Below are 23564 nucleotides of genomic sequence, written 5' to 3'. Positions count from 1 at the left end.
CTTAGAGGCTTAGTGAATCATTTTGCTTAATAACTTCGCTTATGAAACGGAGTCACGGTCAAACAAGACCAAATCATGTTCTGCTACGGTCACATTCACCATATCGCCGATCTGCATCGGTTGCTGCATCGATACCGATAATTCCAAACAGCCCTCCGTCAATGAGGTATCTGTTAAGCAAATAGTGCAATGCGTCGTCATGCCTAAGAATTGCTGTTGGCTAATCGTAGCGATGCCCTGCTCCACAACTTGTAATTGTAATTGCTGTGGGCGTATGGCTAACAGTTTTTTCTCACCAACCGCGACGGTTAATGCTTTTTTACTGCTGATCACACCTAATACTGTTTGCACACTGTGCGCATCTAATACCACTGCATCTAAGTAATTTACTTTACCTAAAAAATCAGCCACAAAACGCGTAGCAGGTTGATTATATAGCTCACTTGGCGTACCAAGTTGCTCAATCTTTCCTTGATGGAAAACAGCTAAACGGTCAGCAAAAGCAAATGCTTCTTCTTTACTGTGCGTAACAAAGATGGCACTCATATTGTGTGATTTAAGCAAACCACGCATCTCTTCAATCAAATGATGACGCACTTGGCTATCAATATTAGAGAAAGGTTCATCGAGCAATAACAGTTCCGGAGAACTCGCCAGCGCACGGGCAATCGCAACACGCTGCTGTTGACCACCCGACAACTGATGCGGATAACGGTCAGAAAACTCGGTCAAATTAACTAATTTAAGTACGTAATCTAACGTCTCTTTTTGCTTAGCCTTGGTTTGTTTATATTGGCTAAACAAGACATTATCAGTCACCGTCAAATGTGGGAATAACGCGTAATCCTGAAATATCATGCCGACTTTACGCTTTTCAGGCGCTAAGTTTAGCTCGGCATTATCAACCACATGACCATTAATTTCGATACTACCTTGCGTAGGCGGTAATAATCCAGCAATCAATTTTAACGTGGTGGTTTTACCACAGCCACTTGGCCCTAACAGGCATAAGATTTCATTTTTGCCGAGTTCTAAATCCAGTCCTGTTAAAATATCAACGCCAGCATAACTACAATGTAGATCTGAAATACGTAAAGCAAGTGAAGAAGATGTCGTCATCAGTGCTGTTGCTCCAAAGAACGGTTTAAGAAAATAAGCGGGATCAAACCAACTAACACAATCACAATCGCCGCTAACGCCGCCTGCTCTAACATTTCATCAGAAGCAAACTGGAATACGTAAGTAGCCAATGTTTCATAGTTAAATGGACGTAATAGCAAGGCTGTTGGCAGCTCTTTCATTGACTCAATGAACACCAACAAAAAGCCAGCCAATATGCCTTTACGGATCAGGGGAATATGCACTTTACGGATCATACTATTGGGACTGTGTCCCAATGTACGCGTCACCATATCCAACGACGGCGATATCTTATCAACACTGCTTTCTATCGAGCCCACGGCAATCGCCGAAAAACGAATAAGATACGCAAAAATAAGTGCAAAGGTCGTACCGGTAAAGACTAAACCAGGAGTCCAGCCCCACAACAGTTCAGTGATGTCATTGAGTAAGAAGTCAGCCGAGGTCAACGGGATAATAATACCAATCGCCAATACGGTACCAGGTAATGCATAACCCATGGTACTAATACGTGCCGGGACCGTGGCATACTTAGTGCCGATTAAACGGCGATATAATCCCAGTAATACAGCGCAGAAAACCGCTAAGCTCGCAACAATAACTGCCAAGATTAAGCTGTTAGCACTGTATTGGAAAAATTCTTCAGTCCAAGATTCGGCAAAATAATGCCATGCATAATTAACCAATACAGCGAAAGGTAATAGGAAACCAGCAAAGACCAACAGCCAACACCAAGCCATCGCGAACAACTTAGCGCAACCTGTTAATTGATAACGTACTTCTTGTTCGTGTAGCATGCTTTTTTGAAACACTTGCTGCTTACGACGTGCAAAGCGCTCTAAACCGACAAATAATAAGATCACCGATAATGTCATTACTGACAATTGCGCAGCCGCCGTTAAACTGCCATAACCAATCCAAGTATCATATACTGCGGTGGTTAAGGTATTAACGGCAAAATAATTCACCGTAGCAAAATCAGCCACCGTTTCCATCGCGACTAAGGATAGACCGACTGCGATAGCAGGACGTGCAAGCGGTAGCGATACACGTAAACAGCTAGATAGCGGTGAACTACCCAACATACGGCTGGCTTGAATAAGGCTGGTTGATTGTTCGAGAAATGACGTACGCGCTAATAAGTACAGATAAGGGTACAACACTAAGGCTAAAACTGTTGCGGCGCCGGGAATCGTACGGATATCAAAGAACCAATAATCACTGGCATTTTCCCATCCAAATACACCACGTAAAGCGATTTGCACCGGACCAGCATAATCAAACATATCGGTATAAATATAAGCGACGATATACGCAGGCATCGCCATCGGTAACATCAACGCCCACTGTAAACTTTTACGACCAGGGAAATCACACATGGCAATAAGCCAAGCGGCTGGTAACGCGATAATACTGCTAATGAAACAAACGAGAAAAACAAGAATAAGGGTATTTTGCACATAATCGAGGAGCACGGTATCAATAAGATGCTGAAAAACATCTGCACTAGGGCCTATAGCTTGATAAAACAAAGCTGCAATAGGTAGCGCTAACATGATCGCAATAAACCAACTACTAGAATGCCAAGAAAAGGCTAACTTATGATTCATGGACGGAAAAATAACTCCTGTTTAGATACGCGAAAAGGTTGGCGAGTTACAAAGTAACTTTACCAACCTTTAAATCAGTCTATTAACAACTCATTAAGCCGCAATATCAACTGTTAACCCCTAACAATTTAGGGGTTTATGTATTCTACAAGTCGAACTTAACTTCATCAAGTAGTCTTAGTGCAGCTTTACGATGTTTTGCAATTTCAGCTACTGGCATGTAGTCCGCATTGAACTCACCCCAAGATGAAACTAATTCAGATGCTTTGATTCCGGCTTTAACAGGGTATTCCATGTTAACTTCAGCATACATTTCTTGTGCTTTTGCGCCAGATAGGTATTCCATTAGCTTAACTGCATTACCTTTATTCGGTGCATATTTCGCTAATACCATACCAGAAACATTCACGTGTGCGCCGTGGTTTTCTTGGTTAGGGAAGTTAATGTTAACCGCTTCAGCCCAAGCAACTTGCTTTGGATCTTTCAGCATTTTACCTAAGTAATAGCTGTTACCAAGTGCAATACTACAAACACCTTCTTTAATTGCTTTAACTTGAGCACGATCGTTACCTTGTGGTTTACGTGCTAAGTTAGCTTTAAGACCTTCTAACCATACTTTCGCTTCAGCTTCACCATGATGCGAAATCATTGATGAAATAAGTGCTACATTGTATGGGTGTTTACCTGAACGAGTACAGATTTGACCTTTATATTTAGGGTCTGCAAGTTCTTCATAAGTGATGTTAGCAACGTCGCCATATACTTCACGTGATGTGTAAATGTTACGAACACGCGATGTAAGTGCAAACCATTCGCCATCAGGGTCACGGTATTGCGCTGGAATGTTATCTTCTAATACGTCGCTTGATACAGGTTGTGTAACACCGAAATCAACAGCTTCAACTAAGCGGCTAATATCCGTTGTTAGTAATAGATCGGCTTTTGATAAGCGACCTTCACGTTTCATTCTATCTGCAAGTCCTTTCTTCGCAAATACAATGTTCACCTTTACACCAGTATCTTTAGTATATTGTTCAAGGATCGGATTAAGCAAATTCGCTTGGCGATTTGAATAAATATTAACTTCTTCACTAGCAAAAGCCGTTGCGCTCATGAGTGACGTTGTTAATGCCAAAGCAGATAGACCAAATATTCCTTTTTTCATCCTTACCTCTAAATACGAATTGTTTACATTATGGAATGGAGTCTATAAGAATCATGCAGGGAGTACAAGTCTAAATGATAACAATTATCACAAAGATTTAATGTAGATCAATAAAGCCAGTCCGTTTTTATGTGTGGATAAAAACGAACTGTAAACTCAAGTTTATGTCGGGAATAATAAGTTAAAGACTTGTCGTCACTCCCCCGTCCAATTCAACTAGACAATCTAGGGCATGTCGTTAAAACGACAATTAAAGTTCACGACCATGACGAATTTTCCATTCAAGGACATAGGCGTATAATGCCGGGATAACGATTAAGGTGACCAACATCGAAATCACACAGCCCCAGCCAACAACAAGCGCCATTGGGGACATATAGTTATCATAACCGCCAAGACCGTATGCCAAAGGCACGAGACCAACAACGGTGGTAATTGTCGTTAATAAGATCGGTCGCACACGGCTTTTAGTACCAGTGATAATAAAGGCAATCACGTTGCTACGATCTAGCGCCGCTATCGTTGAGCGGAAATGCCAAATCAGCACCAAGCTGTTATTCACCATTATCCCAATTAACGCAATCATACCTATGATAGAAAAAAAGCTAAGCACCTGATTATGTAGAAACAAAATAAATAACGCACCGGCGATACCAAATGGCACGACCGTCAATACCATCAAGGCTTCGGTAATACGGTCAAACAATAATAATAACAGTATGCTAATACCTGCAAACGCCATTAAAATCGCAATACTAAAACCCCGCTGCGCCTCAGCAGTCTCTAATATTTGCCCTGCTGCGACTAATCTTGCGCCCTCATAATCTTGCCCCATAAATGCAGCCATTACATCATCAAATACGGCTATCGGATCTGTCATTGTAGGGTCGATACCGGAAGATACACGAATAACTCGTTCACCGTTATAATGGCTAATCTGCGATGCTGACGTCGTATCAATCCAACGAATGAGTTTGCTCAACGGCACTAAATTACCATCACTTGCTCTGGCATTTAAGTTATTCAGCTCTGCTAACGTTTTATCATTATCTTCTAAACTGATGCGGAAAAAGACTTCTTCTTCACCATTAAAAATACGTGAAATACGCTCGCCCTCTACCGCATATTTAATTAAATCACCCACTGTCTGTGCGCTAATACCGTAATAATTAAGCCACTGATACTGTAATTGCGCTTCTACACGGGGCTGACTATCGTGCAAGTCACGACTCACACGACTCGTGCCATTAAGTTGCTCTAAAAATATAACCAAATCATTGGCTAACTTATCACGACCAAGATCAGTGCCCCCGACAACTTTAATATCAACAGGACGACCGACTGGGGGACCACCGCCGTCAATATCAAACTCAATTTGTGCTAGACCTGCGATTTGTTCGCCAGCCTCTTCCCACTCAGCAACGATATCTTCAGCACTGCGATCACGACTATTTACCGGCGTTAATGAAATAACCCAATAGCTACCTGGGGTACCTATTTCACCATACCAAGAAGCGACTTCAGCGGTATTGCCAAATAATGCTTCTAGTTTTTGGGTTCGCAGCCAGACTTCATTCAGTGATAACTCTGGATCGGTTTCGACACCGACTTCAATTAAATAAGCGCCGTCGGTAGGGAAAAATAAGAAACTTAATTGTTTATACGAAAAACTACCTAAACCGATACATAACAATAAAGAGACACTGAGCACCCATTTACGCTTTGTCAGCAACCATACGATCGCATTATTAATATAATTAAACTGGGTTTCGTTACTTTGCTTTACACGCTTACTGTTAACGAGTACGCCTTGTAAATGAGCGGGAATAAAAAACAGTGCATCAATGAAAGAAAAACACAGTGCCACAATCACCGTCAACGGGATCACATACATCATTTGGCCACTGTTACCCGGTAAGAATAATAATGGGATAAAGGCTATCATGGTACTCAAAATACTGGCGGTGATAGCAGGAAATACAGCTTTAACACCATTACTAACAGCTTTTTTAATTGGCTGGCCTTCTTCCACCAACGTAATGATCTTATCACTGACTACCACAGCATCATCAACGATAATACCGATAATCAAAATAAGCGCAGATAAGGTGTAAGCATCTAAAATCTGACCTAACGCTGGCAACAACGCTAACGTCCCTAATAAACAGACTGGGATGGAAACCGCCACCCAAAAAGCAATTCGCTTATCAAGAAACAGCGCCAATACCACCAGCACCAAAATTAAGCCAACTAAACCATTGTTACGGACAATATCTGATTTAGCGCGAATTTCATTGGCAAGATCAAAACCCACATCCAACTTATACTTATCACCAAATTGCAGTTCCATTCTTGCTAATAAATCACGAACTTGTGCCGACGTAGCCAGTACATCGGCACTTTCATCGGTGCGTAAATCAAACAAAATACTTTTTTGACCATTGAGAGAACCAAACACTTCGGCTTTTTGGAAGGTGCTACTAATATCCCCTGCAACATCTTTCAATTGAATATTCGGCATAAAACCAATAAACATATCAGCCAATTTATTTATGTCATCAAGTTCAGCAATCGTGATGAGCTCAGGGTTATTTTGTAATAACTCTAAACGTCCACCACTAATTAACACATTACGTTCAGCAATTAATTGCGCAATTTCCCCCACTGTTAAGCCATAACGCTTTAGCTGTACAGGTTCTAAGGCAATTAAAAACTCGGGATCACGTAAATCAATCGGATGCACTTGGCCAATACCATCAACACGGCGCAAGGCAAGCTCTAAGGTTTTTGCTCTTTCCCTTAATGAACCATAGGATAAATCACTGCTAATACCGACAACCATGAAATCCAAGCTGTACGATTTTTTAATCGCTAATGTCGGCGCATCAGTTACCCCTGTAGGTAGGTCCGATACGCGAGAAATCGCATCGCGAATATCTTGATAAACAATATTAGGATCAGATACATCGCTGTTCAACGCAAAATCAATCGAAGATACCCCCACTTCAGACGTCGAGTTAAATTCTTTAATCCCAGATATAGATAACAGTTCTTTTTCTAATTTACTGGTGACATTACTCTCGATATCCGATGCCGAGGCGCCCGGATAAACCGTGGTGATCGTGCCATCACCCATATCAAAGCGCGGTTTCTCGGCTAACGGTAATTGAGTCAACGCAAATAACCCTAAGCCGATTAATACCAGTGTGAGTATCTTAGCGGCGAGTCGGCGCTGACTTAATAACGTTAATAAAGATTGCATGTTTACACTCCTTGCTCAGCTAATTTAACACGCGCTTGCATACCCGGCTTTAACTCCAGACGGCTGTTTTCAAGTAACACTTCCACCAAAAATCCCGGTTCATTAGTCTGAAACGCAGGGGCAAGTATCACCACTTTACCAGTAAGCGTTTTGTTGTCTAAAGCAGGGATAGTGACATGCACAACGTCCTCGACATTAATCGTTAGTACATCTGATTCGAGCAGATAAAAACGCACTTTCACCTGACTCATATCCACCAAGGTATAAAGCGCTTCGCCAGTGGGTATGAACTGACCGAGTTCCAAATTTCGAGTCAAAATAATGCCTGAAAACGGGGCTTTGACTTCCGACTTCTCTTGTTCACGTTTTGCCATTGCCAACTTGATCTTATCGACTTCAACTTGTGCTTTATTGGTATTGGTCTTTCGACGCTGTTCATCAAATGCACTCGCTGAAATACCGTTCGTTTTATATAAGGCTTGATAGCGTTGTAATTGTTTTTCTTGTATCTTAAGTTCATTCAGGCTGACCGCTAATTCAGCCTCAGCCAGCTGTACATTCAATAAATTATCAGCAATCGATAACTTCGCTAACGCTTCACCCGCGCTCACCTGGTCTCCTATATCTTTATTAAACTCATCGACAATGCCAGTGACTTCATTACTGATGATGACACTCCGAGCAGCAACAAGCTGCCCAGTCACATAATTATCAGCTAACAGATAAGGTTCAGGCTGAATTGCCATTTCAGCGGTTGCATTCGTAGCTGTGATTGATAGCATTAACAAGGTTAAATATTTAAATAGATGATGAATTTTCATGTCGCCTCGAACGTCCATATTAATAAGTGATAAGTCAGCAAAGAATGCACTAACGCACCTACTTTGCTCATTTCCGATAGCATACAAAAGTCGATGTGAATAAAAGATGAATAAATAGGAGTTATTCTTATTTGCTAAATAAAATGTAAAAAAATAGCTGCAGTTGCTGCAGCTATTGAACAAATAAGTATTGTAAAGGGAGGTATAAATTATGCTTTAAACAACAGCTATCTAGGCATATCGCCTTTGTCTTCTAACCAAGTTCGACGGTCTGCAGAGCGTTTTTTCGCGAGCAGCATATCCATCATAGCTAATGTTTCATCTGCATTATCAACCGTTAGCCGTACAAGACGACGAGTGTTAGGATCCATCGTAGTTTCACGCAATTGCAGTGGGTTCATCTCACCCAATCCTTTAAAGCGTTGCACATTAACTTTACCGCGCTTTTTCTCAGCTTCAATGCGATCAAGAATACCGTTTTTCTCGGATTCATCTAATGCATAAAACACTTCTTTACCGATATCAATACGATATAACGGCGGCATAGCAACAAATGCATGACCCGCATCAACCATCGATCTAAAGTGCTTATAAAACAAAGCACACAACAAAGTCGCAATATGCAGACCATCGGAATCGGCATCCGCTAAGATACAAATTTTGCCATAACGTAATCCAGAGATATCATCCGAATCAGGGTCAATACCCAACGCCACAGAAATATCATGTACCTCTTGTGAAGCCAATACTTGCGACGAGTCCACTTCCCACGTATTTAAGATCTTACCACGCAGTGGCATTACCGCTTGAAATTCACGATCTCGGGCTTGCTTTGCTGAACCACCAGCAGAGTCACCTTCCACTAAGAACAGTTCAGAACGCATTGGATCTTGGCCAGAACAATCGGTTAGCTTACCCGGTAATGCAGGACCACTAGTCACACGTTTACGCGCCACTTTCTTACTTGCTTTTAAGCGTTTTTGGGCGTTATTAATACACAAATCAGCCAGTAATTCCGCCAAATCGGTATTCGAGTTTAACCACAATGAAAACGAATCTTTAACCACACCAGACACAAAGGCCGCGCATTGACGCGATGACAAACGTTCTTTAGTTTGCCCAGCAAATTGTGGGTCTTGCATCTTCACCGATAAAATATAAGAACAACGCTCCCAAATATCATCCGGTGTTAACTTAACGCCACGGGGTAATAAATTACGGAATTCACAGAACTCACGCATCGCATCAAGTAAGCCCTGACGTAAACCATTAACATGGGTACCGCCAAGTGCAGTCGGGATCAAGTTAACATAACTTTCAGTAACCGATTCGCCACCTTCAGGTAACCAGATAACCGCCCAGTCAGCCGCTTCGTTATTTGCAGAAAAACTGCCGACAAACGGTGATTCAGGTAATGTTGGCCACTTATCTAGCGACTCCATTAAGTAGTCTTCGAGGCCTTTTTCAAAGCACCAAACATGTTTTTCTTTATTAACTTTATCGTCAAACTTAATGTTTAAACCAGGACACAATACCGCTTTAGCGCGTAAATTATGCATCAAACGTTTAGACGAAAAATTACCCGAGTCAAAGTAGCTCGCATCCGGCCAAAAATGTACCTTCGTCCCCGTAGTACGAATGCCAATAGTGCCAATCACTTCTAACTCAGAAACCTTTTCACCGTGTTCAAAAGCGATTTGATAGATTTGACCACCACGTCGAATGGTAATTTCAACGCGTTTAGATAAGGCATTTACAACTGAAATACCTACACCGTGGAGACCACCGGAAAATTGATAGCTGTCGTTCGAGAATTTACCACCCGCATGTAACTTAGATAAAATCAGCTCAACACCACTCACCCCCTCGACGGGGTGAATATCGACCGGCATACCACGACCATCATCGCTCACTTCTAACGATTGATCTGCATGCAAAGTAACAGTAATGTTCTGCGCATGACCAGCCAACGCTTCATCGACACTGTTATCGATAACTTCTTGGCCAAGGTGGTTAGGGCGTACTGTATCGGTATACATACCGGGTCTACGACGTACTGGTTCGAGACCATTTAGGACTTCAATCGAGCCCGCGTTATATTCTTGAGTCATGAGTTTCTTTTATGCTGTTCGTTACATCTGCTTGAATGCAAGAAAGGTTAAAATATCGCTAAGATAACGTTCAAATCCGATAAAGGCATGATCGCCGCCCTGCTCTACCGTTAATTTTGCCGCATTATATTTTGCTGTTGCTTGCTTATAGTCTAACACTTCATCGTCGGTCTGTAACAGTGCCCAGATCGTTTCTGGCTTAACTAATACAGGGCAATCTAATGCGCGCAGTTCATCAATATGCTCTTCGCCAAGAATAAATGTGTTTTGAGTATACGGATTTGTGTTTTCACCTAAAAAATCCACCAGCAATTCATACGGCTTTACCGCAGGATTGATAATGACAGCCGGACAGTCAAATACTTGATTCACTTTCGTCGCATAATAGCCACCCAGTGAACTACCAACAACACCTAACTGATACCCAGGATAACGCGCAACGGTAGCTTGGATCTGCAACCATGCCTGCTGTGGATAGGCGGATAAATCCGGTATCTCAATAGTAATCTCAGGATGATGTAATGCGAGGAAATCCGCCATTAGTTGTGCTTTAAACGAATTTGGCGAGCTATTAAAGCCGTGTAAATAGAGCAGTAGCATAGGAGCCATTTGTTAACCTCTAATATAATAGATAAAAGCAGAATGAATATAGGGTTGGACGAGGTGTTCGAATACATCAATAAATAAATCAGGACCAGATAGTCCTGAATATCAGCTATATTTAGAATCGAGGTTAATAACCTTTAGAATCAAGATCTGGATTAAAATCATTGCTCGACAAACGCCAAACCTGACTGTTAATCGAACCATCACTGTGTAATTGTAAATAACGCCAACCCGGAGCACGGGAGTCTAGCGTAAATTCATCACAATTAGGTTTGAATTGGAAACAGGTTGATGGTGATGCCATAAAATGGATACCGTCATAAGTCTTGTCAATTTGTTGATGAACGTGACCAAATAATACATGTTTAGCTTGTGGGTGTTTCGCCAATACCGCTAAAAATTCATCTGCATTACGCAAGATGTGTTGGTCTAACCATTTACAACCAACCGGATAGGTATTGTGATGTAATACCACCAAAGCATGTTTATCTGCGTGAGCACTGAGTTGTTCATCAAGGCTTGCAAGCTGTTCAGGTGATAAGTAACCCGCTGGAGAGCCAGTTAACTGTGAATCGAGTAAAATGATTTGCCAGTCACCAACCACTTTCGACTTATCAGGTAATACGCCTTCGGCTTTGAGTGCCTCAGCCATTAACGGAATATTGTCGTGATTACCCGGTAACCAATAACAAGGTTTGTCTAGGCGTTTAATATGGTGCGCAAAGTACTGATAAGAAGCAAGACTATTGTCTTGAGAAATGTCACCCGTGGCAAGTACAGCATCAAACGGTTGTTGATTCTGTAAAATAGCATCGATAACATGACGATAGCTCAGCTGTGTTTTAACCCCCAGCAGATCTTTTTCTGCCGTGGCAAACAAATGAGTATCCGTCACTTGTAATAAATTAATCACGTCGTGCTTTACTGTTAACTTAGAAATATCCGCACTCACAATAATCTTTAACCCTTATCCTTATGTGTTGTCTAGTCATGACGAATATAAATAGTGACTGTCACTATAACGTCAATCGACATGCTGATTTCAAGATTACTTAGTTATTATCATACCGCAATAAACACGCGTAAATCTGTTGACCAGCACACATTTCCACAATTCTAATCATCATATATTCAAACGACTTAGCGATGGAAACGCTCGACTGACTATTGTAGCGCTACAGCCAAGACTTTTGCAATGTTTGAAAATTCAATTGTAACCACTGGATACCAATAATAGTCGATGCGTTATTTATTCGCCCAGTTTGCACCATATTATAAGCAGTTTCGCGACTGACCACATGCACACGTATATCTTCGCCTTCACTCTCGAGGCCATGGACGCCATGCGCGGTGCTACTATCGACCTCACCAACATACAAATCAAGTGCTTCACTGGTGCCACCAGGACTCGCTAGAAACTGCATAATAAAATCACAGCGGCCAATTTCAACACCAGCTTCTTCTATCGCTTCGCGTTTCACCACTTCGGCTGAATCTTCGCCTTGCTTATCGATCATACCGGCGACTAGTTCCAGTAACCAAGGTTGTGAACTTGATTCTATCGCTGGGATGCGGATTTGCTCAATCAATACAACTTCATCCCGCACGGCGTCATAAGGAATCACCGCAGCCGCGTTACCACGTTCGAACACTTCACGGATAATTTCATTACTCCATCCACCCGAAAAAAGTCTATGTTTAAAGGTATAAGTGTTAATTTTAAAGAAACCATTAAAAACCTGTTCTTTGTTTATGATCTCAATATCAGCAATATCATACTCCGATTGTATTTCTAACTTTCGACTTTTCATTTACATCTCCTCAAATATACTGATAATAAAGGGTTACGGTGAATACTATGTGGGCAGCTAGGTTTAAGGATAATTCCTAGTAATTGTACTAATTTATGCAATATCGCTATTGATCCAACGTTTAAAACTCGAGCTTTGAGATAACGCCTAGTATAAGATGAACGTCTTCTATTAATCTAACTATCCTTTTTGGATAATTATTAATTTGACTAAGCAGTTATCATTACATATGTTATGCGAGCTCATAACGGCAACTATTTATACTTAAGGTAACCACTAATGAAGTTTAATAAAATTCTTCTAGCCTGCGGTCTGGCATTTTTTGCTCATTCAGCAAGTGCTGATAATTTACAGCAAATATTTGAACAAGCCTTGACCAAAGATCCTCTTTACTTAGAAGCACAAGCAAACCGTGATGCAGCACTAGAGAAGATTACTGAACAAGAAGCATCAAACTTACCACAAATTGGCCTAACTGCTGATTTGGGTTACGGTATTACGAGCGATACAACAACGGCAAGCGACACCGCTAACCGTAATGCACTTACAGGCACCGTGGGTATTGGTCTAACCCAATCATTATATGAAGAAAGTAACTTCATCAATGTTAGCCAAGCAGCGAAACAGGCAGAACAAAGTGAATTAGCCGTTCAAGCAGAGCTACAAAGCCTGATTTTACGTGTATCGAATGCTTACTTTAGCGTATTAACCGCTAACGATACGCTAGAATTCTCTAACCGTAATAAAGAAGCGGTAGAGCGTCAATTAGAACAAACGACGCAACGCTACAATGTAGGTCTAACCGATAAAACTGACGTATTAGAAGCACAATCAACGTTTGATTTATCCGTTGCAGAAGTAATTAATGCTGAAAATACTTTAGCGAACAGTTATGAGTCTCTGACTGAAATTACTGGTTTAACCCATACCGATATTTCACCACTTAATACGGCCCGTTTTAGCCCTACAGCGCCAAACGGTCAACGTAATAACTGGTTAGACACTGCTAACAACCAAAACTTATCAATTCAGATCCAACGTATTGCTAAGCAAATCGCTGAAGGTAATGTTGAGTTAGCCAGTTCTGCAGATAATATGTCATTAAACCTAGTGGCAAATGCAGGCGCAGCTTACACTGGTTATGGCGATGATTATAATAATGGTGGTGATGGTCTCGAAAGCACTGTTTCTTCTGCTAATGTAGGCATCGAATTTAGCATGCCGCTATACACAGGTGGCGCAGTAACATCGACAGAGAAACAAGCTGTTTATCAAGTTACAGCAAGCCAAGAACAATTAACCAAAGCGAGTCGTGAAGTACAAACGCAAATTCGTACTTATTACAACAATGTAACGGCCGGATTAAGCTCTATTAAAGCGTATGAACAAACAGTTAAATCATCTGAAAGTGCACTAGAAGCAACAGAAGCTGGTTTTGGTGTGGGTACTCGTACGATTATCGACGTATTGAATGCGACGAAAAGCTTATACCAATCAAAGCAATCATTATCAGCATCACGTTATAACTACATCATTAGTATGTTACAGTTAAAACAAGCCGCTGGTACGTTGAACGCTGAAGATATTATTTTAGTTAATGCTGGGTTAGAAACGAGCAACTAAATAACTGCGTTATCTAGAATACTAAGGCGACCATTTGAGTCGCCTTTTTTATATCTAAAATCCACTGTAACAGCAACAGAACATCAATAAAAATACATATTAGGCACTTAGTATCAAAACTTAACATTAAGTAATTACTAATATAGCTAGTATCAACTCGCGCGAATGAGAATTGCAATGACAAACAATCGTAAAGTCGAAAAATCGATGGTCACCAAAGAAAATACCAAGTTTGAATTAAGTTTCCTGCACCCTAAAAACTGGCCGTTACTATTGGCCGCCACTTTGTTGTGGTTTATTTCTTTGTTACCCAACAAGGTGCAGAATGTATTGGGCCGTGGATTAGGTCGCTTGGTCATGAGAATTATCCCTAAGCGTCTAAAAACAGCGCAGCAGAATCTCGCCTTAAGCTTCCCAGAAAAATCAGCGGATGAGATTACAGCACTAGCAAAAGAAAATTTTGAATATACCGGGTTAGCCGTAATTGATACTGCAAACGCTTGGTTCTGGCCAGATTGGCGTATTAAACAGAATATGGTCATCGAAGGACAAGAACATATCGACCAAGCTAAGGCTGACGGCAATGGTATGTTGATCTTGGGCGCACATTTCCTATCGCTAGAAATATCTGCGCGTATTTTTGGTTTATTACGACCTGCTTATGCAATCTACCGTCCGAACAAAAACCCATTGATGGAATATCTACAATGCCGTGGCCGTACACTGTCAAATAAAGGCTTAATCAACCGCCGAGATATTAAAGGCATGTTACGCGTACTCGATGAAGGTGAACCATTATGGTATGCACCTGATCATGACTACGGCCCACGTCGAAGTGTATTCGTGCCGTTTTTCGCCGTAGATAAAGCGTGTACGATCACGGGTACGACCGTGTTTGCTTCGGGTAGCAATACCAAGACTTACCCAGCATCTTCTTGCCGCTTACCTGATGGGCGCTATAAGTTAACGATTCGCGCACCTTTAGAGAACTTCCCTACGGGCAATGAAATTGAAGATGCTAAGGTCTGCAATAAAGAATGTGAGCAATCCATTTTAGAACAGGTGCCACAATACATGTGGTTACATCGCCGTTTTAAAACGCGTCCAAAAGGTGAGCCGAGCTTGTATAAATAAGCCGATAGCTGACAGTTAACGATGTAATTCATTACGTCAGTAGCCCAGAACTAAAACTAAAAAAGCGCTTGATACTGGAAGCATATTCCCTGCATCAAGCGCTTTTTTAATTACTTTCTTTAGTTATTTTTCTAATTAGAAATGGGGGGTTATTCAACTGCAAACAGCTGCTGCCAATAGTCAGTCACGATTTTGCGCTGGGCAATAAACGCTGTATTCGCCACGATGCCCTTTTTACCGAGTAAATTAAGACGGTGGATCTCATCACGCATCTGGCAATAACTGGCAGTTAAGTTGGAGCCTAACTCTTCGCTAATAAGCCCCTCTGACACACAGCGACTAATAATACGAACATTATCAGGCCATAGCTGGATCTTCGGCATCTCAGCCGCATGATTTAAGACGATATACTGCATCATGAATTCAATATCAGTAATACCGCCCGCTGACTGTTTAATATCAAATTCATCAGCTGTAACTTTTAACAAATGGTTACGCATTTTCAGACGCATTTCGACCACTTGTTTTTGCAATTCAGCGGTATCACGCGGAGTAGCAATAATACTGCGCTTCACCTCGCTAAAGCGTTTTTGGATCAGCTTATCACCATAGACAATACGCGTACGGACAAGTGATTGATGCTCCCACGTCCAAGCCTCTTTACTCTGATAATCTAAGAATCTCGATACCGGACAAGCTAGCACACCCGAGCTACCAGAGGGACGTAAGCGCATATCAACTTCATATAAAATGCCGGTACTAGTGCGAGTACTAAAGATATGAATAATACGTTGTGCAAGACGCAGATAGAACTGACGACTATCAATCTGTTTAACGCCATTGGTCATGCCAGCGGTTTCGCAATTATGAATGAACACCAAATCTAAGTCCGAGCCATAACCTAATTCAATACCGCCAAGCTTACCGTAAGCCACAACAGCAAAGCCTTTCTCACCCGTTTCGACAACGTTATGTGGCACACCGTGTTTTTCTTCCAGTTGTTGCCATGCCAGATTAACCACGTTATCAATCACCGCTTCCGCTAACCAGGTAAGGTGATCACTGACTTTCATTAGCGCTAATTCACCAGCAATGTCAGTCGCCGCAATACGCAGTAATTGAGTTTGCTTAAATTGGCGCAAGGCCTCTAACTGCTGTTCATGATCTTCTTCCGGAATACGCAGCATAAACTGACGTAGTTCACTGCGATATTGGTGTAACGGTGTTGGATGATATAGGTGCGATGGCACCAACAACTCATCTAATAAGATTGGGTGCGTCGATAACTGCTTTGCCACCATCGAACTGGCGCTACACAAGCGGAGTAATTGCGTTAAAGCTAAGTCGTTTTCTGCTAACAATTCTAAATACGCTGTACGATTTAAAATCTTCAATAACAGCGCGATAATACGTGGGAATAAAGCCACGGGATCATCCGCTTTAAGAATTGAAAATAATAGTTTAGGTAATAATTTCTCGATGGTTTGGCGACCACGTGGTCCTACCGCTTTGCGTTCACAATCACTTTTAAAATGAATTAAGTCACGCGCAAAAGTTTGCGCATCCTGTTCGGCTAAACCATATTCGGCAAGCAAGGCTACCGCTTCATCGGCAGATAATTCTAAATGCCATAAATCTAATGACGGTAAAGATTCTTCATGATCATCGTCATCACTACCAATAACTTGACTAAACTCCGCGTTGATCTTGGCCATCACCTGATTAACGTCGACGTAGAAATGCTCCCAGTCAGGATAATCTAATACACTAATTAAACGGCTACGATCTAAGTCTGACTGCGGCAAGGTTTGAGTTTGCGCATCATTAATCTGCTGGAGAACATTCTCCACTTTACGTAAATAACAATAACTTTCGGTCAATACGGTATAACTCTCATTCGAGAGTTCGCCAATCGACAGCAATACTTTGAGGGTCGCTAATAACGATTTGATTTGTAGTACTGGTTCTCGGCCACCACGAATAAGCTGGAAGGTCTGTGCTATAAACTCAACTTCACGAATGCCGCCACTACCAAGCTTGATATTATCCTTCAAACCTTTGCGGCGTACTTCAGCTTTGATCATGGCTTTCATATTACGCAGCGCATCAATCGCACTAAAATCCACATAGCGACGATAAATAAACGGACGTAACATCTGTTCTAGCTCAACCCGTGTTTCGGCATTCCCCCCCAACGCTCGGGCTTTTACCATGGCATAACGTTCCCAGTCACGACCTTGATTCTGGTAATACTCCTCAAACGCATTAAAGCTCATGACTAAGGGGCCTGAATCACCAAACGGACGCAAACGCATATCCACACGATAAGCAAAGCCATCAGCAGTAAATTGATGCAAGGCGGCAATTAAGCGCTGCCCTAGGCGTTGGAAGAATTTTTGATTGGCGACGCTGCGGCCAGCACCAACTGTCTCGCCCGTTTCAGGGTAAGTAAAAATCAGGTCTATATCCGATGAGAAGTTAAGTTCACCACCGCCTAATTTACCCATGGCTAAGATAACGAGCTGTTGCTTGACGCCTTCAGCATTAACAGGTGTCCCCTGCTCTTTACACTGTAATTGATACAACCAATCCAATGCACCTTCAATCAGACTATCGGCCAAATGCGAAGTATGGGCTAAACTTTCTGTTAGCTCGGCAACTTGTAATAGCTCTCGCCAAGCGATAATACACATATGAAAGCGGCGAAATTTTCGAACCGTGCGTAATAAGTTTGCTTCTGAATCACAAGCCGTTAACTGGGCATTTAAATGATGCTCAACTTCCGCGGTACGTGATGCCTGTAAAAGTAAACCAGACTGCCAAATATCGGTAAGTAAGCCAGTGTTGTTAATACAACTTTCAGCAATGAAATCACTTAACGAAAATACCCGCTGAGTTTGGGCTATTTGCTCGGCTGATAATAATGCGAGATCAGCGCTATTGCGGTCGCACCAACGTTGCCAATACCTACTTCCAGTATCTGCTAATACATCAACAATTTGACATTCTGTACTCATACACGACATCCATATAATTAAGGCTTGAGATCCAATTAATTTAACAAATTATATCAGCTGTTTATATCAACAATGCACATCTAGACAGGCTATGCCTTACATGCTATTAATTAGCGATATTAATTTATTTAGTAAACTTATCATTAGTAAGCGATGATGGCAGCTAAAATCGTAAAAGAAGGTAACCTTTAATGTCAGTTTTTGAAACGATCCTATCCTCAGATCTACTGCTATTTTTAGCCGTAGATCTGATCATCGCCTTAGTACTTTTATCCGCCATGCGATTCTTTACTGGCGCTGTCGACAAGATAGATACCATTAATGAATTAGCCACCCGCGATAACTTTGCTTTTGGTATTAGTTTAGCTGGCGCTACATTTGGTTTAGGCATCGTGTTGTCAGGTGCAATTTCAGGGGAAAAAGCAGCAACCTTGCCGTTAGAAATAGTCGGCATAAGCCTTTATGGGTTAGCCGGATTAGTACTGATCAAACTGGGGCGTTGGATCCATGACCGTGTATCGCTTAATAAACTGGATAAAAATACCGAAGTTGCCGAGCGTAATGTCGCCGTAGCGATTGTCGATGCGTGCGCCTCCATTGCTACTGCGATAATCATTCGTTCAACACTCGTTTGGGCTGAAGGCTTAGAGCTAATTACCTTTATTGCGATCTTCACTGGTTTCCTGATATCGCAAACCATCATGCTATTGGTGACGCGTTACCGCGAACACCGTTATTCACGTGGTAATCTCGGCACGACAATGCAGCAAGCCTTTAAAGACAATAATATTGCCGTTGCCCTGCGTCATGGCGGCTACCTTATTAGTGTTGCGATCTCGGTAACGATAGCCAGCAATTATATCTATTATGATAGCGCCAGTCTGATGACAACATTAGGATCGTGGATGCTGTTTAGCCTCGTCATGTTAACCACCTTTACCATCTTAGCGATCATCGCCAAGAAAATTATTCTTAATGGCGTGAATATTAATAAAGAAGTGGATTTACAAAATAACGTCGGCATCGCTGCGATGGATATGGCAATTAATTTATCAATCGCCTTTATCCTAACAGCATTATTAATTTAATCCCTTGGCGCTGCTTTAAAGCGCGCTAAGATTTTAGTTCATTGATGACAGTGAACTTTCACGCCGTTTACGCACCAAATAAAGTAACCGGATTATCTATAAGTATTATAAAATAATATAAATTAAGCATCAGCCACTTGACATATTATGTCTTGAGGCTTAAAGTTAATATCACTTAGACATAATATGTCAAAAAGGAACAAGATGAACATACATAAAATTGCAAATTATCTTAATGATCTTGGCGACAAGTCTGATACTGGTTACAAGTTTGACTGCACCCCTATTTCGGGTGATGTTGATGTACTACGTGTCGACGTTGAAGGTCGTGAAGAAATTCCAATTTTTGTTTCTGTCACCGATGAGCAAATTCTTTGTATTGCTTATTTATGGGGCGAAAACGAAGTTAAAACAGAAAAACGTGTGGATATGTTAGAAGCGATGTTAGAGCTGAACATTCCAATGCCACTGTCATCATTCGCTAAAATTGACGATATGTATGTGGTATACGGCGCGTTATCAGTGCAATCAACCATTGCCGATATCGAACACGAATTAGTTGTATTAAGTGATAACAGTCTTGAAGTTATTACTGAATTATCAGATTATTTAGTTTAACCCTACTTCGAAGGAGAAGTTTATGAGCATTTTTAAGAAAATAATGACCGCGATCCGCGGCGGCGCCCGTGAAGTAGGTGAAGGTATTGTTGATGCAAACTCAATGCGTATCTTTGAACAAGAAATTCGCGATGCAGAAACTCACTTAACCAACGCTAAACGTAATTTAACTGACGTAATGGCGAAGCAAATGCAGTCAAGTCGTGAACTTGAACGCGTTAAAGCAAACTTAACTGAGCACGAAGGTTATGCAGTACAAGCATTAAATGCAGGCAACGAAGCATTAGCATTAGAAGTAGCTGAAAAAATTGCTCAACTAGAGCAAGAAGTTATCGAACAGCAGCAAAACCTAGATAGCTTTACAAGCAGCGCAGCAAAACTGAAAGATTTAGTGAAGAAAAGTGAACGCCAGCTAGCTGAACACCAACGTCAATTAACCATGGTTAAGACAACTGACAGTGTACAAAAAGCGACATCAGCAATCACGGACAACTTTAGCGCAAGCAATTCAAAACTGCTAAGTGCAAAAGATTCACTTGAGCGTATCAAGCAAAAACAGCAAGATTTTGATGATCGTATGGTTGCTGCAGATGAACTACATGCTGAAGGCAGTGATCAATCACTTAAAGCGAAACTAGCTGAAGCCGGTATTGGCCAACAGCAAAGCAACGCAAACTCAGTACTAGAGCGTTTGAAAGCCAAGCAAAATAGCTAAGTTTAACGACTAATCGAGTTATAAATTAGTTAGTCAGTTAATCCCCAATAGGAGCAGTCACCGTGGAAACACGTGCTGTTCCTATTTGTCATTCTGCTAAACCATAATTTTTAATGGTTTAACACTTAAATGGTTTAATACTTTAGGAGCCATGATGAGTTTCTTCAAAAATTTATTTAAAAAATCTGCACCAGCAACTCCAACCCGCGAACTCAATCACGTCAGTAAATTAATTCTGGGTGATATTATCGAATTTAGCGACAGTTTCACTTTACCGAGCGAAGTGCGTAAGCAAAAGTTTGAAGTGATCGCGATTGAAACATTTGAGTTTGAACACCAACACTACCCACGTTTTAAACTGCAAGGTGAGCAACAGACTTATGTTTGGTTAACATTGCCTGGTCACGACCGTAACAATTTCCAACTCAGCCTAGAACTAACCCGTGAAGAAGTATCACAATTATTCGATTTAGACTTATTCAGTGATGTATTTGAAGCCGGTTTCACGGAATTACCAAGTCAACAGCCCGTATCCTTAGGTGATTGGCATGCTGAGCATTATTACCAGCAAGATATTGCAACGGTTGGTTACCACCACAGAACAGACTTTAGAACCTCTGCACCTTCGCAATATGCCGATGAAAATCCAGGCCGTCAATTTGAGTTCTATCATTTACATGATGCTAAAGAAAACAAACTAATCGATATTATGGTTTATAACACTGGCGATACAGATGTGTACTTGACCGTACAGCTGGGTAATGACAGTATTACAGGATACTGGCCAATAGCATAAATACAGTACAAGGCAGATTGAAGATGGTTAAATCACGTGAATTACCGGAAAAGTGGCAATCATCACAAAAGGCGATGAAAGCAGTTCAAGTGGCATTTGATATGGATGAAAAAATCCAATACAAGATCCGTAAAGCGGCACTCGATCATAACTTAAGTCCCTCAGAACAGATCCGAGATATTCTCGGTTTAAGCGTCAATAAAAGACCCAAAAGACCACGCCTCACCGTTTCATTAAATAATCAAGATTACGTTGAGCTCGCTGAAAAGTATGGTTTAAAACCAGAGCAACAACTAGAAATTAAGAAGTTAGTTATTGAAGATTTAGTTAAGTTTTCTGAATAGCCAGCCTCTTTTAGGCCTAGAGCTCAGCAATCAGTGACATCATATGCCCCTGATTGCTGCGTTCTACATGTTATATCTTAGTCTTAATCTTCTAACCAGTATGGTCGCATCGTTAACGCTTGTAGACGCGTCTGTTCCAACGCATCCAGTAATGAACGCTGTTTACGTAATATTAGCTTTTCAATTTGCACTGTGATTGCTGGCGGTTGCTGCTGTGCAACATCCATAAGTACCTGCAATATCGCGAGATCATCAATACCCTGTAAAATATCTTGCCAAGGTAATCTAAATTTATCACGGCGCTCTGGTCGATAATGATGGCTAAAACAATGCCCTATTAATAAATTCTGCCTCAGCTTTTCTTGCAAGCCTAAATAATCGCTCAACGTAAGTACCGGTGCAGACAATTGCGAATCAAGCACACTCTGCCAGCTTGTTTGTAAATGCGCATTGGCAAACGATAATACGTTAGCTGTATCGAGTTTCACACTCGATAAGCCTTGGCTTAATAGCTGACTAACAGACAGCATTATGCTGGCATATCTTGGGCTATTAAATAACGTTTCAATGTCGGTAAAATCAACATAACGTGTTTGCAGTGCTTCTAGCTCTTTACCAATACGCTTATATTCAGGGAGCTTTCGCATAAACTGACCGTTCGTCAGCATTACCTGATGTAATTGAGAGGCACAACTCACCGCAGATAATTGCTGCTGTAACCACACTAATTCTGCTTTGCTTAAATCGATATCAGGCAGTATAGCGGCATAACTTTGCATCGTTTGTAAGATCAAGGCTACTGCGGCATCCACTTCAGCAAGCGCAGTAATGTCCTGTGTTTCTAGATACTGTTGTTCATGATGCTGCCAATGCGCATAACTTTGCGTTAGTGTCGCCAGAAAAATATCCGTTAAACTCTCTGTTTTTAAGCCTTGGCAGGCAAGCGTAGGCATCTTTAATGCCAGCGGTTTAATCTTCGGCGTATAAAGACCCGCAAGCTGATAACCACGCTTGGCTTTACTGACATTGCCCAAGCGTACATTGCCTAATTGGGTTATTTGCTGCGCAAGCGTAAACAGGTCGGTAATATCACCACGTACCAGTTCAAGTTCGATTTCACAAATAGGGTAACTTTGCTCACCACTGCGCGCCATACCTTGATCGAATACCACTTCAATTTCAGCGTCATTGGCTAGTTTAATATGCCACATTGTGCGCTCGAAGTCGGTGGTAAACAGATCCACTAAATCCGCTTGTAATTGTGCGATATTAGTACCATTTGGCCAGATTTCAGCGGGGAAATCAGCTAATGTCGGCACATCGCCGAGTAAAGGTAAATTATATTCTGGGCGCTGATGTAACCCGCCACGCACAATACCCGCCGTTTTTATCGTTTGCTCGGCAAAATTTAAACTTTTTCGCGTGCGTAAACCAAAATCAAACTGACGAAATTGGGATGTCGTTGTATCAAAATAAGTATTAGATAAAGGCTTAATAGCCTGTTCGATTATCACATAGTCCGCGAGTAGCATGGCTAATTGTGATTTAACCTCTGGTTTAACAACAAATTTTATTTCAACTTCCGTACTCATCTGGCCTCGCTAGACTTATCAACGATAAAATAATGCCGTCATAAAATAAAATACTCGGCACTTTAAGAGACAAAATTTACCAATTATTTTAAAAGCTGTCTAAGGTTAAAT

Annotated in this window: 18 protein-coding genes; 7 read left to right on the top strand and 11 right to left on the bottom strand. The window is 41.4% G+C overall.

The window, feature by feature from the left end; genetic code table 11:
• Positions 1-39: 39 nt before the first annotated feature.
• The 9 genes from JFU56_RS15785 to nudF all read right to left on the bottom strand — a co-directional run bounded on the left by JFU56_RS15785 (position 40) and on the right by nudF (position 12526).
• Positions 40-1119 carry an ABC transporter ATP-binding protein gene (locus JFU56_RS15785; RefSeq protein ID WP_198438238.1) on the bottom strand — a complete coding sequence of 360 codons (1080 nt, stop codon included), beginning with the start codon at positions 1117-1119 and terminating at the stop codon, positions 40-42.
• Positions 1119-2750 (bottom strand): iron ABC transporter permease, encoded by a 1632-nt coding sequence (locus JFU56_RS15780; protein ID WP_198438237.1) that lies wholly within the window; start codon positions 2748-2750, stop codon positions 1119-1121. Before JFU56_RS15780 ends, JFU56_RS15785 begins: the two co-directional genes overlap by 1 nt.
• A 145-nt stretch (positions 2751-2895) precedes the next feature.
• Positions 2896-3915: a Fe(3+) ABC transporter substrate-binding protein gene (locus tag JFU56_RS15775; protein WP_198438236.1), complete on the bottom strand. Its 1020-nt coding sequence runs from the start codon at positions 3913-3915 to the stop codon at positions 2896-2898.
• 250 nt (positions 3916-4165) lie between these two features.
• Positions 4166-7177, bottom strand: coding sequence for an efflux RND transporter permease subunit (locus JFU56_RS15770; protein WP_198438235.1), 3012 nt, complete (start codon positions 7175-7177; stop codon positions 4166-4168).
• A 2-nt stretch (positions 7178-7179) separates the two neighbouring features.
• Positions 7180-7998 (bottom strand): efflux RND transporter periplasmic adaptor subunit, encoded by an 819-nt coding sequence (locus JFU56_RS15765; protein WP_242065980.1) that lies wholly within the window; start codon positions 7996-7998, stop codon positions 7180-7182.
• A gap of 227 nt (positions 7999-8225) precedes the next feature.
• Positions 8226-10109: a DNA topoisomerase IV subunit B gene (gene parE / locus JFU56_RS15760; RefSeq protein WP_198438234.1), complete on the bottom strand. Its 1884-nt coding sequence runs from the start codon at positions 10107-10109 to the stop codon at positions 8226-8228.
• Between the two features lie 21 nt (positions 10110-10130).
• Positions 10131-10718: an esterase YqiA gene (gene yqiA, locus JFU56_RS15755; protein WP_198438233.1), complete on the bottom strand. Its 588-nt coding sequence runs from the start codon at positions 10716-10718 to the stop codon at positions 10131-10133.
• Between the two features lie 124 nt (positions 10719-10842).
• Complete coding sequence (gene cpdA, locus JFU56_RS15750) at positions 10843-11667, bottom strand: 3',5'-cyclic-AMP phosphodiesterase (protein ID WP_198438232.1); 825 nt, start codon at positions 11665-11667, stop codon at positions 10843-10845.
• Positions 11668-11890: 223 nt separating this feature from the next.
• On the bottom strand, positions 11891-12526 hold the full coding sequence (gene nudF, locus JFU56_RS15745) for an ADP-ribose diphosphatase (protein WP_198438231.1): 636 nt from the start codon (positions 12524-12526) through the stop codon (positions 11891-11893).
• A gap of 279 nt (positions 12527-12805) precedes the next feature.
• On the opposite strand from nudF, the gene JFU56_RS15740 reads away from it, so the two are divergent.
• Both JFU56_RS15740 and lpxL read left to right on the top strand, forming a co-directional pair.
• Entirely contained in the window at positions 12806-14149 is a 1344-nt protein-coding gene (locus JFU56_RS15740; RefSeq protein WP_198438230.1) for a TolC family outer membrane protein, read from the top strand.
• A 177-nt stretch (positions 14150-14326) separates the two neighbouring features.
• On the top strand, positions 14327-15283 hold the full coding sequence (lpxL, locus tag JFU56_RS15735; protein ID WP_198438229.1) for an LpxL/LpxP family Kdo(2)-lipid IV(A) lauroyl/palmitoleoyl acyltransferase: 957 nt from the start codon (positions 14327-14329) through the stop codon (positions 15281-15283).
• Between the two features lie 149 nt (positions 15284-15432).
• On the opposite strand, the gene glnE is transcribed toward lpxL, so the two are convergent.
• Positions 15433-18300, bottom strand: a complete 2868-nt coding sequence (glnE, locus tag JFU56_RS15730) for a bifunctional [glutamate--ammonia ligase]-adenylyl-L-tyrosine phosphorylase/[glutamate--ammonia-ligase] adenylyltransferase (protein ID WP_198438228.1) — start codon at positions 18298-18300, stop codon at positions 15433-15435.
• A gap of 191 nt (positions 18301-18491) precedes the next feature.
• On the opposite strand from glnE, the gene JFU56_RS15725 reads away from it, so the two are divergent.
• The 5 genes from JFU56_RS15725 to JFU56_RS15705 all read left to right on the top strand — a co-directional run bounded on the left by JFU56_RS15725 (position 18492) and on the right by JFU56_RS15705 (position 21861).
• Entirely contained in the window at positions 18492-19388 is an 897-nt protein-coding gene (locus JFU56_RS15725; RefSeq protein WP_198438227.1) for a DUF350 domain-containing protein, read from the top strand.
• Between the two features lie 204 nt (positions 19389-19592).
• On the top strand, positions 19593-20006 hold the full coding sequence (locus tag JFU56_RS15720) for a YjfI family protein (RefSeq protein WP_198438226.1): 414 nt from the start codon (positions 19593-19595) through the stop codon (positions 20004-20006).
• 22 nt (positions 20007-20028) lie between these two features.
• A complete protein-coding gene (locus JFU56_RS15715; protein ID WP_198438225.1) occupies positions 20029-20721 on the top strand; it encodes a PspA/IM30 family protein in 693 nt (230 codons plus the stop codon).
• Between the two features lie 154 nt (positions 20722-20875).
• Positions 20876-21517, top strand: coding sequence for a hypothetical protein (locus JFU56_RS15710; RefSeq protein ID WP_198438224.1), 642 nt, complete (start codon positions 20876-20878; stop codon positions 21515-21517).
• Between the two features lie 23 nt (positions 21518-21540).
• Positions 21541-21861 (top strand): hypothetical protein, encoded by a 321-nt coding sequence (locus JFU56_RS15705; RefSeq protein ID WP_198438223.1) that lies wholly within the window; start codon positions 21541-21543, stop codon positions 21859-21861.
• 83 nt (positions 21862-21944) lie between these two features.
• Here JFU56_RS15705 and JFU56_RS15700 read toward each other — a convergent pair whose 3' ends face one another.
• Positions 21945-23453, bottom strand: coding sequence for a CYTH domain-containing protein (locus tag JFU56_RS15700; RefSeq protein ID WP_198438222.1), 1509 nt, complete (start codon positions 23451-23453; stop codon positions 21945-21947).
• Positions 23454-23564: the final 111 nt, after the last annotated feature.

Source organism: Moritella sp. F3 (assembly GCF_015082335.1).
Lineage (GTDB): Bacteria > Pseudomonadota > Gammaproteobacteria > Enterobacterales > Moritellaceae > Moritella.
Note: the sequence above shows the minus strand (reverse complement) of the source record. Positions and strands in the feature narration are given on the sequence as shown.

Excerpts from the sequence above, each read along its gene's own strand:
- JFU56_RS15705 (WP_198438223.1), top strand. The coding sequence starts at position 21,541 with ATGGTTAAATCACGTGAATTACCGGAAAAGTGGCAATCATCACAAAAG.
- JFU56_RS15770 (WP_198438235.1), bottom strand. The coding sequence starts at position 7,177 with ATGCAATCTTTATTAACGTTATTAAGTCAGCGCCGACTCGCCGCTAAG.
- JFU56_RS15785 (WP_198438238.1), bottom strand. The coding sequence starts at position 1,119 with ATGACGACATCTTCTTCACTTGCTTTACGTATTTCAGATCTACATTGT.
- JFU56_RS15780 (WP_198438237.1), bottom strand. The coding sequence starts at position 2,750 with ATGAATCATAAGTTAGCCTTTTCTTGGCATTCTAGTAGTTGGTTTATT.
- JFU56_RS15700 (WP_198438222.1), bottom strand. The coding sequence starts at position 23,453 with ATGAGTACGGAAGTTGAAATAAAATTTGTTGTTAAACCAGAGGTTAAA.
- JFU56_RS15720 (WP_198438226.1), top strand. The coding sequence starts at position 19,593 with ATGAACATACATAAAATTGCAAATTATCTTAATGATCTTGGCGACAAG.
- yqiA (WP_198438233.1), bottom strand. The coding sequence starts at position 10,718 with ATGGCTCCTATGCTACTGCTCTATTTACACGGCTTTAATAGCTCGCCA.
- JFU56_RS15715 (WP_198438225.1), top strand. The coding sequence starts at position 20,029 with ATGAGCATTTTTAAGAAAATAATGACCGCGATCCGCGGCGGCGCCCGT.
- nudF (WP_198438231.1), bottom strand. The coding sequence starts at position 12,526 with ATGAAAAGTCGAAAGTTAGAAATACAATCGGAGTATGATATTGCTGAT.
- glnE (WP_198438228.1), bottom strand. The coding sequence starts at position 18,300 with ATGAGTACAGAATGTCAAATTGTTGATGTATTAGCAGATACTGGAAGT.
- lpxL (WP_198438229.1), top strand. The coding sequence starts at position 14,327 with ATGACAAACAATCGTAAAGTCGAAAAATCGATGGTCACCAAAGAAAAT.
- JFU56_RS15710 (WP_198438224.1), top strand. The coding sequence starts at position 20,876 with ATGAGTTTCTTCAAAAATTTATTTAAAAAATCTGCACCAGCAACTCCA.
- JFU56_RS15765 (WP_242065980.1), bottom strand. The coding sequence starts at position 7,998 with ATGAAAATTCATCATCTATTTAAATATTTAACCTTGTTAATGCTATCA.
- JFU56_RS15775 (WP_198438236.1), bottom strand. The coding sequence starts at position 3,915 with ATGAAAAAAGGAATATTTGGTCTATCTGCTTTGGCATTAACAACGTCA.
- parE (WP_198438234.1), bottom strand. The coding sequence starts at position 10,109 with ATGACTCAAGAATATAACGCGGGCTCGATTGAAGTCCTAAATGGTCTC.
- JFU56_RS15725 (WP_198438227.1), top strand. The coding sequence starts at position 18,492 with ATGTCAGTTTTTGAAACGATCCTATCCTCAGATCTACTGCTATTTTTA.
- JFU56_RS15740 (WP_198438230.1), top strand. The coding sequence starts at position 12,806 with ATGAAGTTTAATAAAATTCTTCTAGCCTGCGGTCTGGCATTTTTTGCT.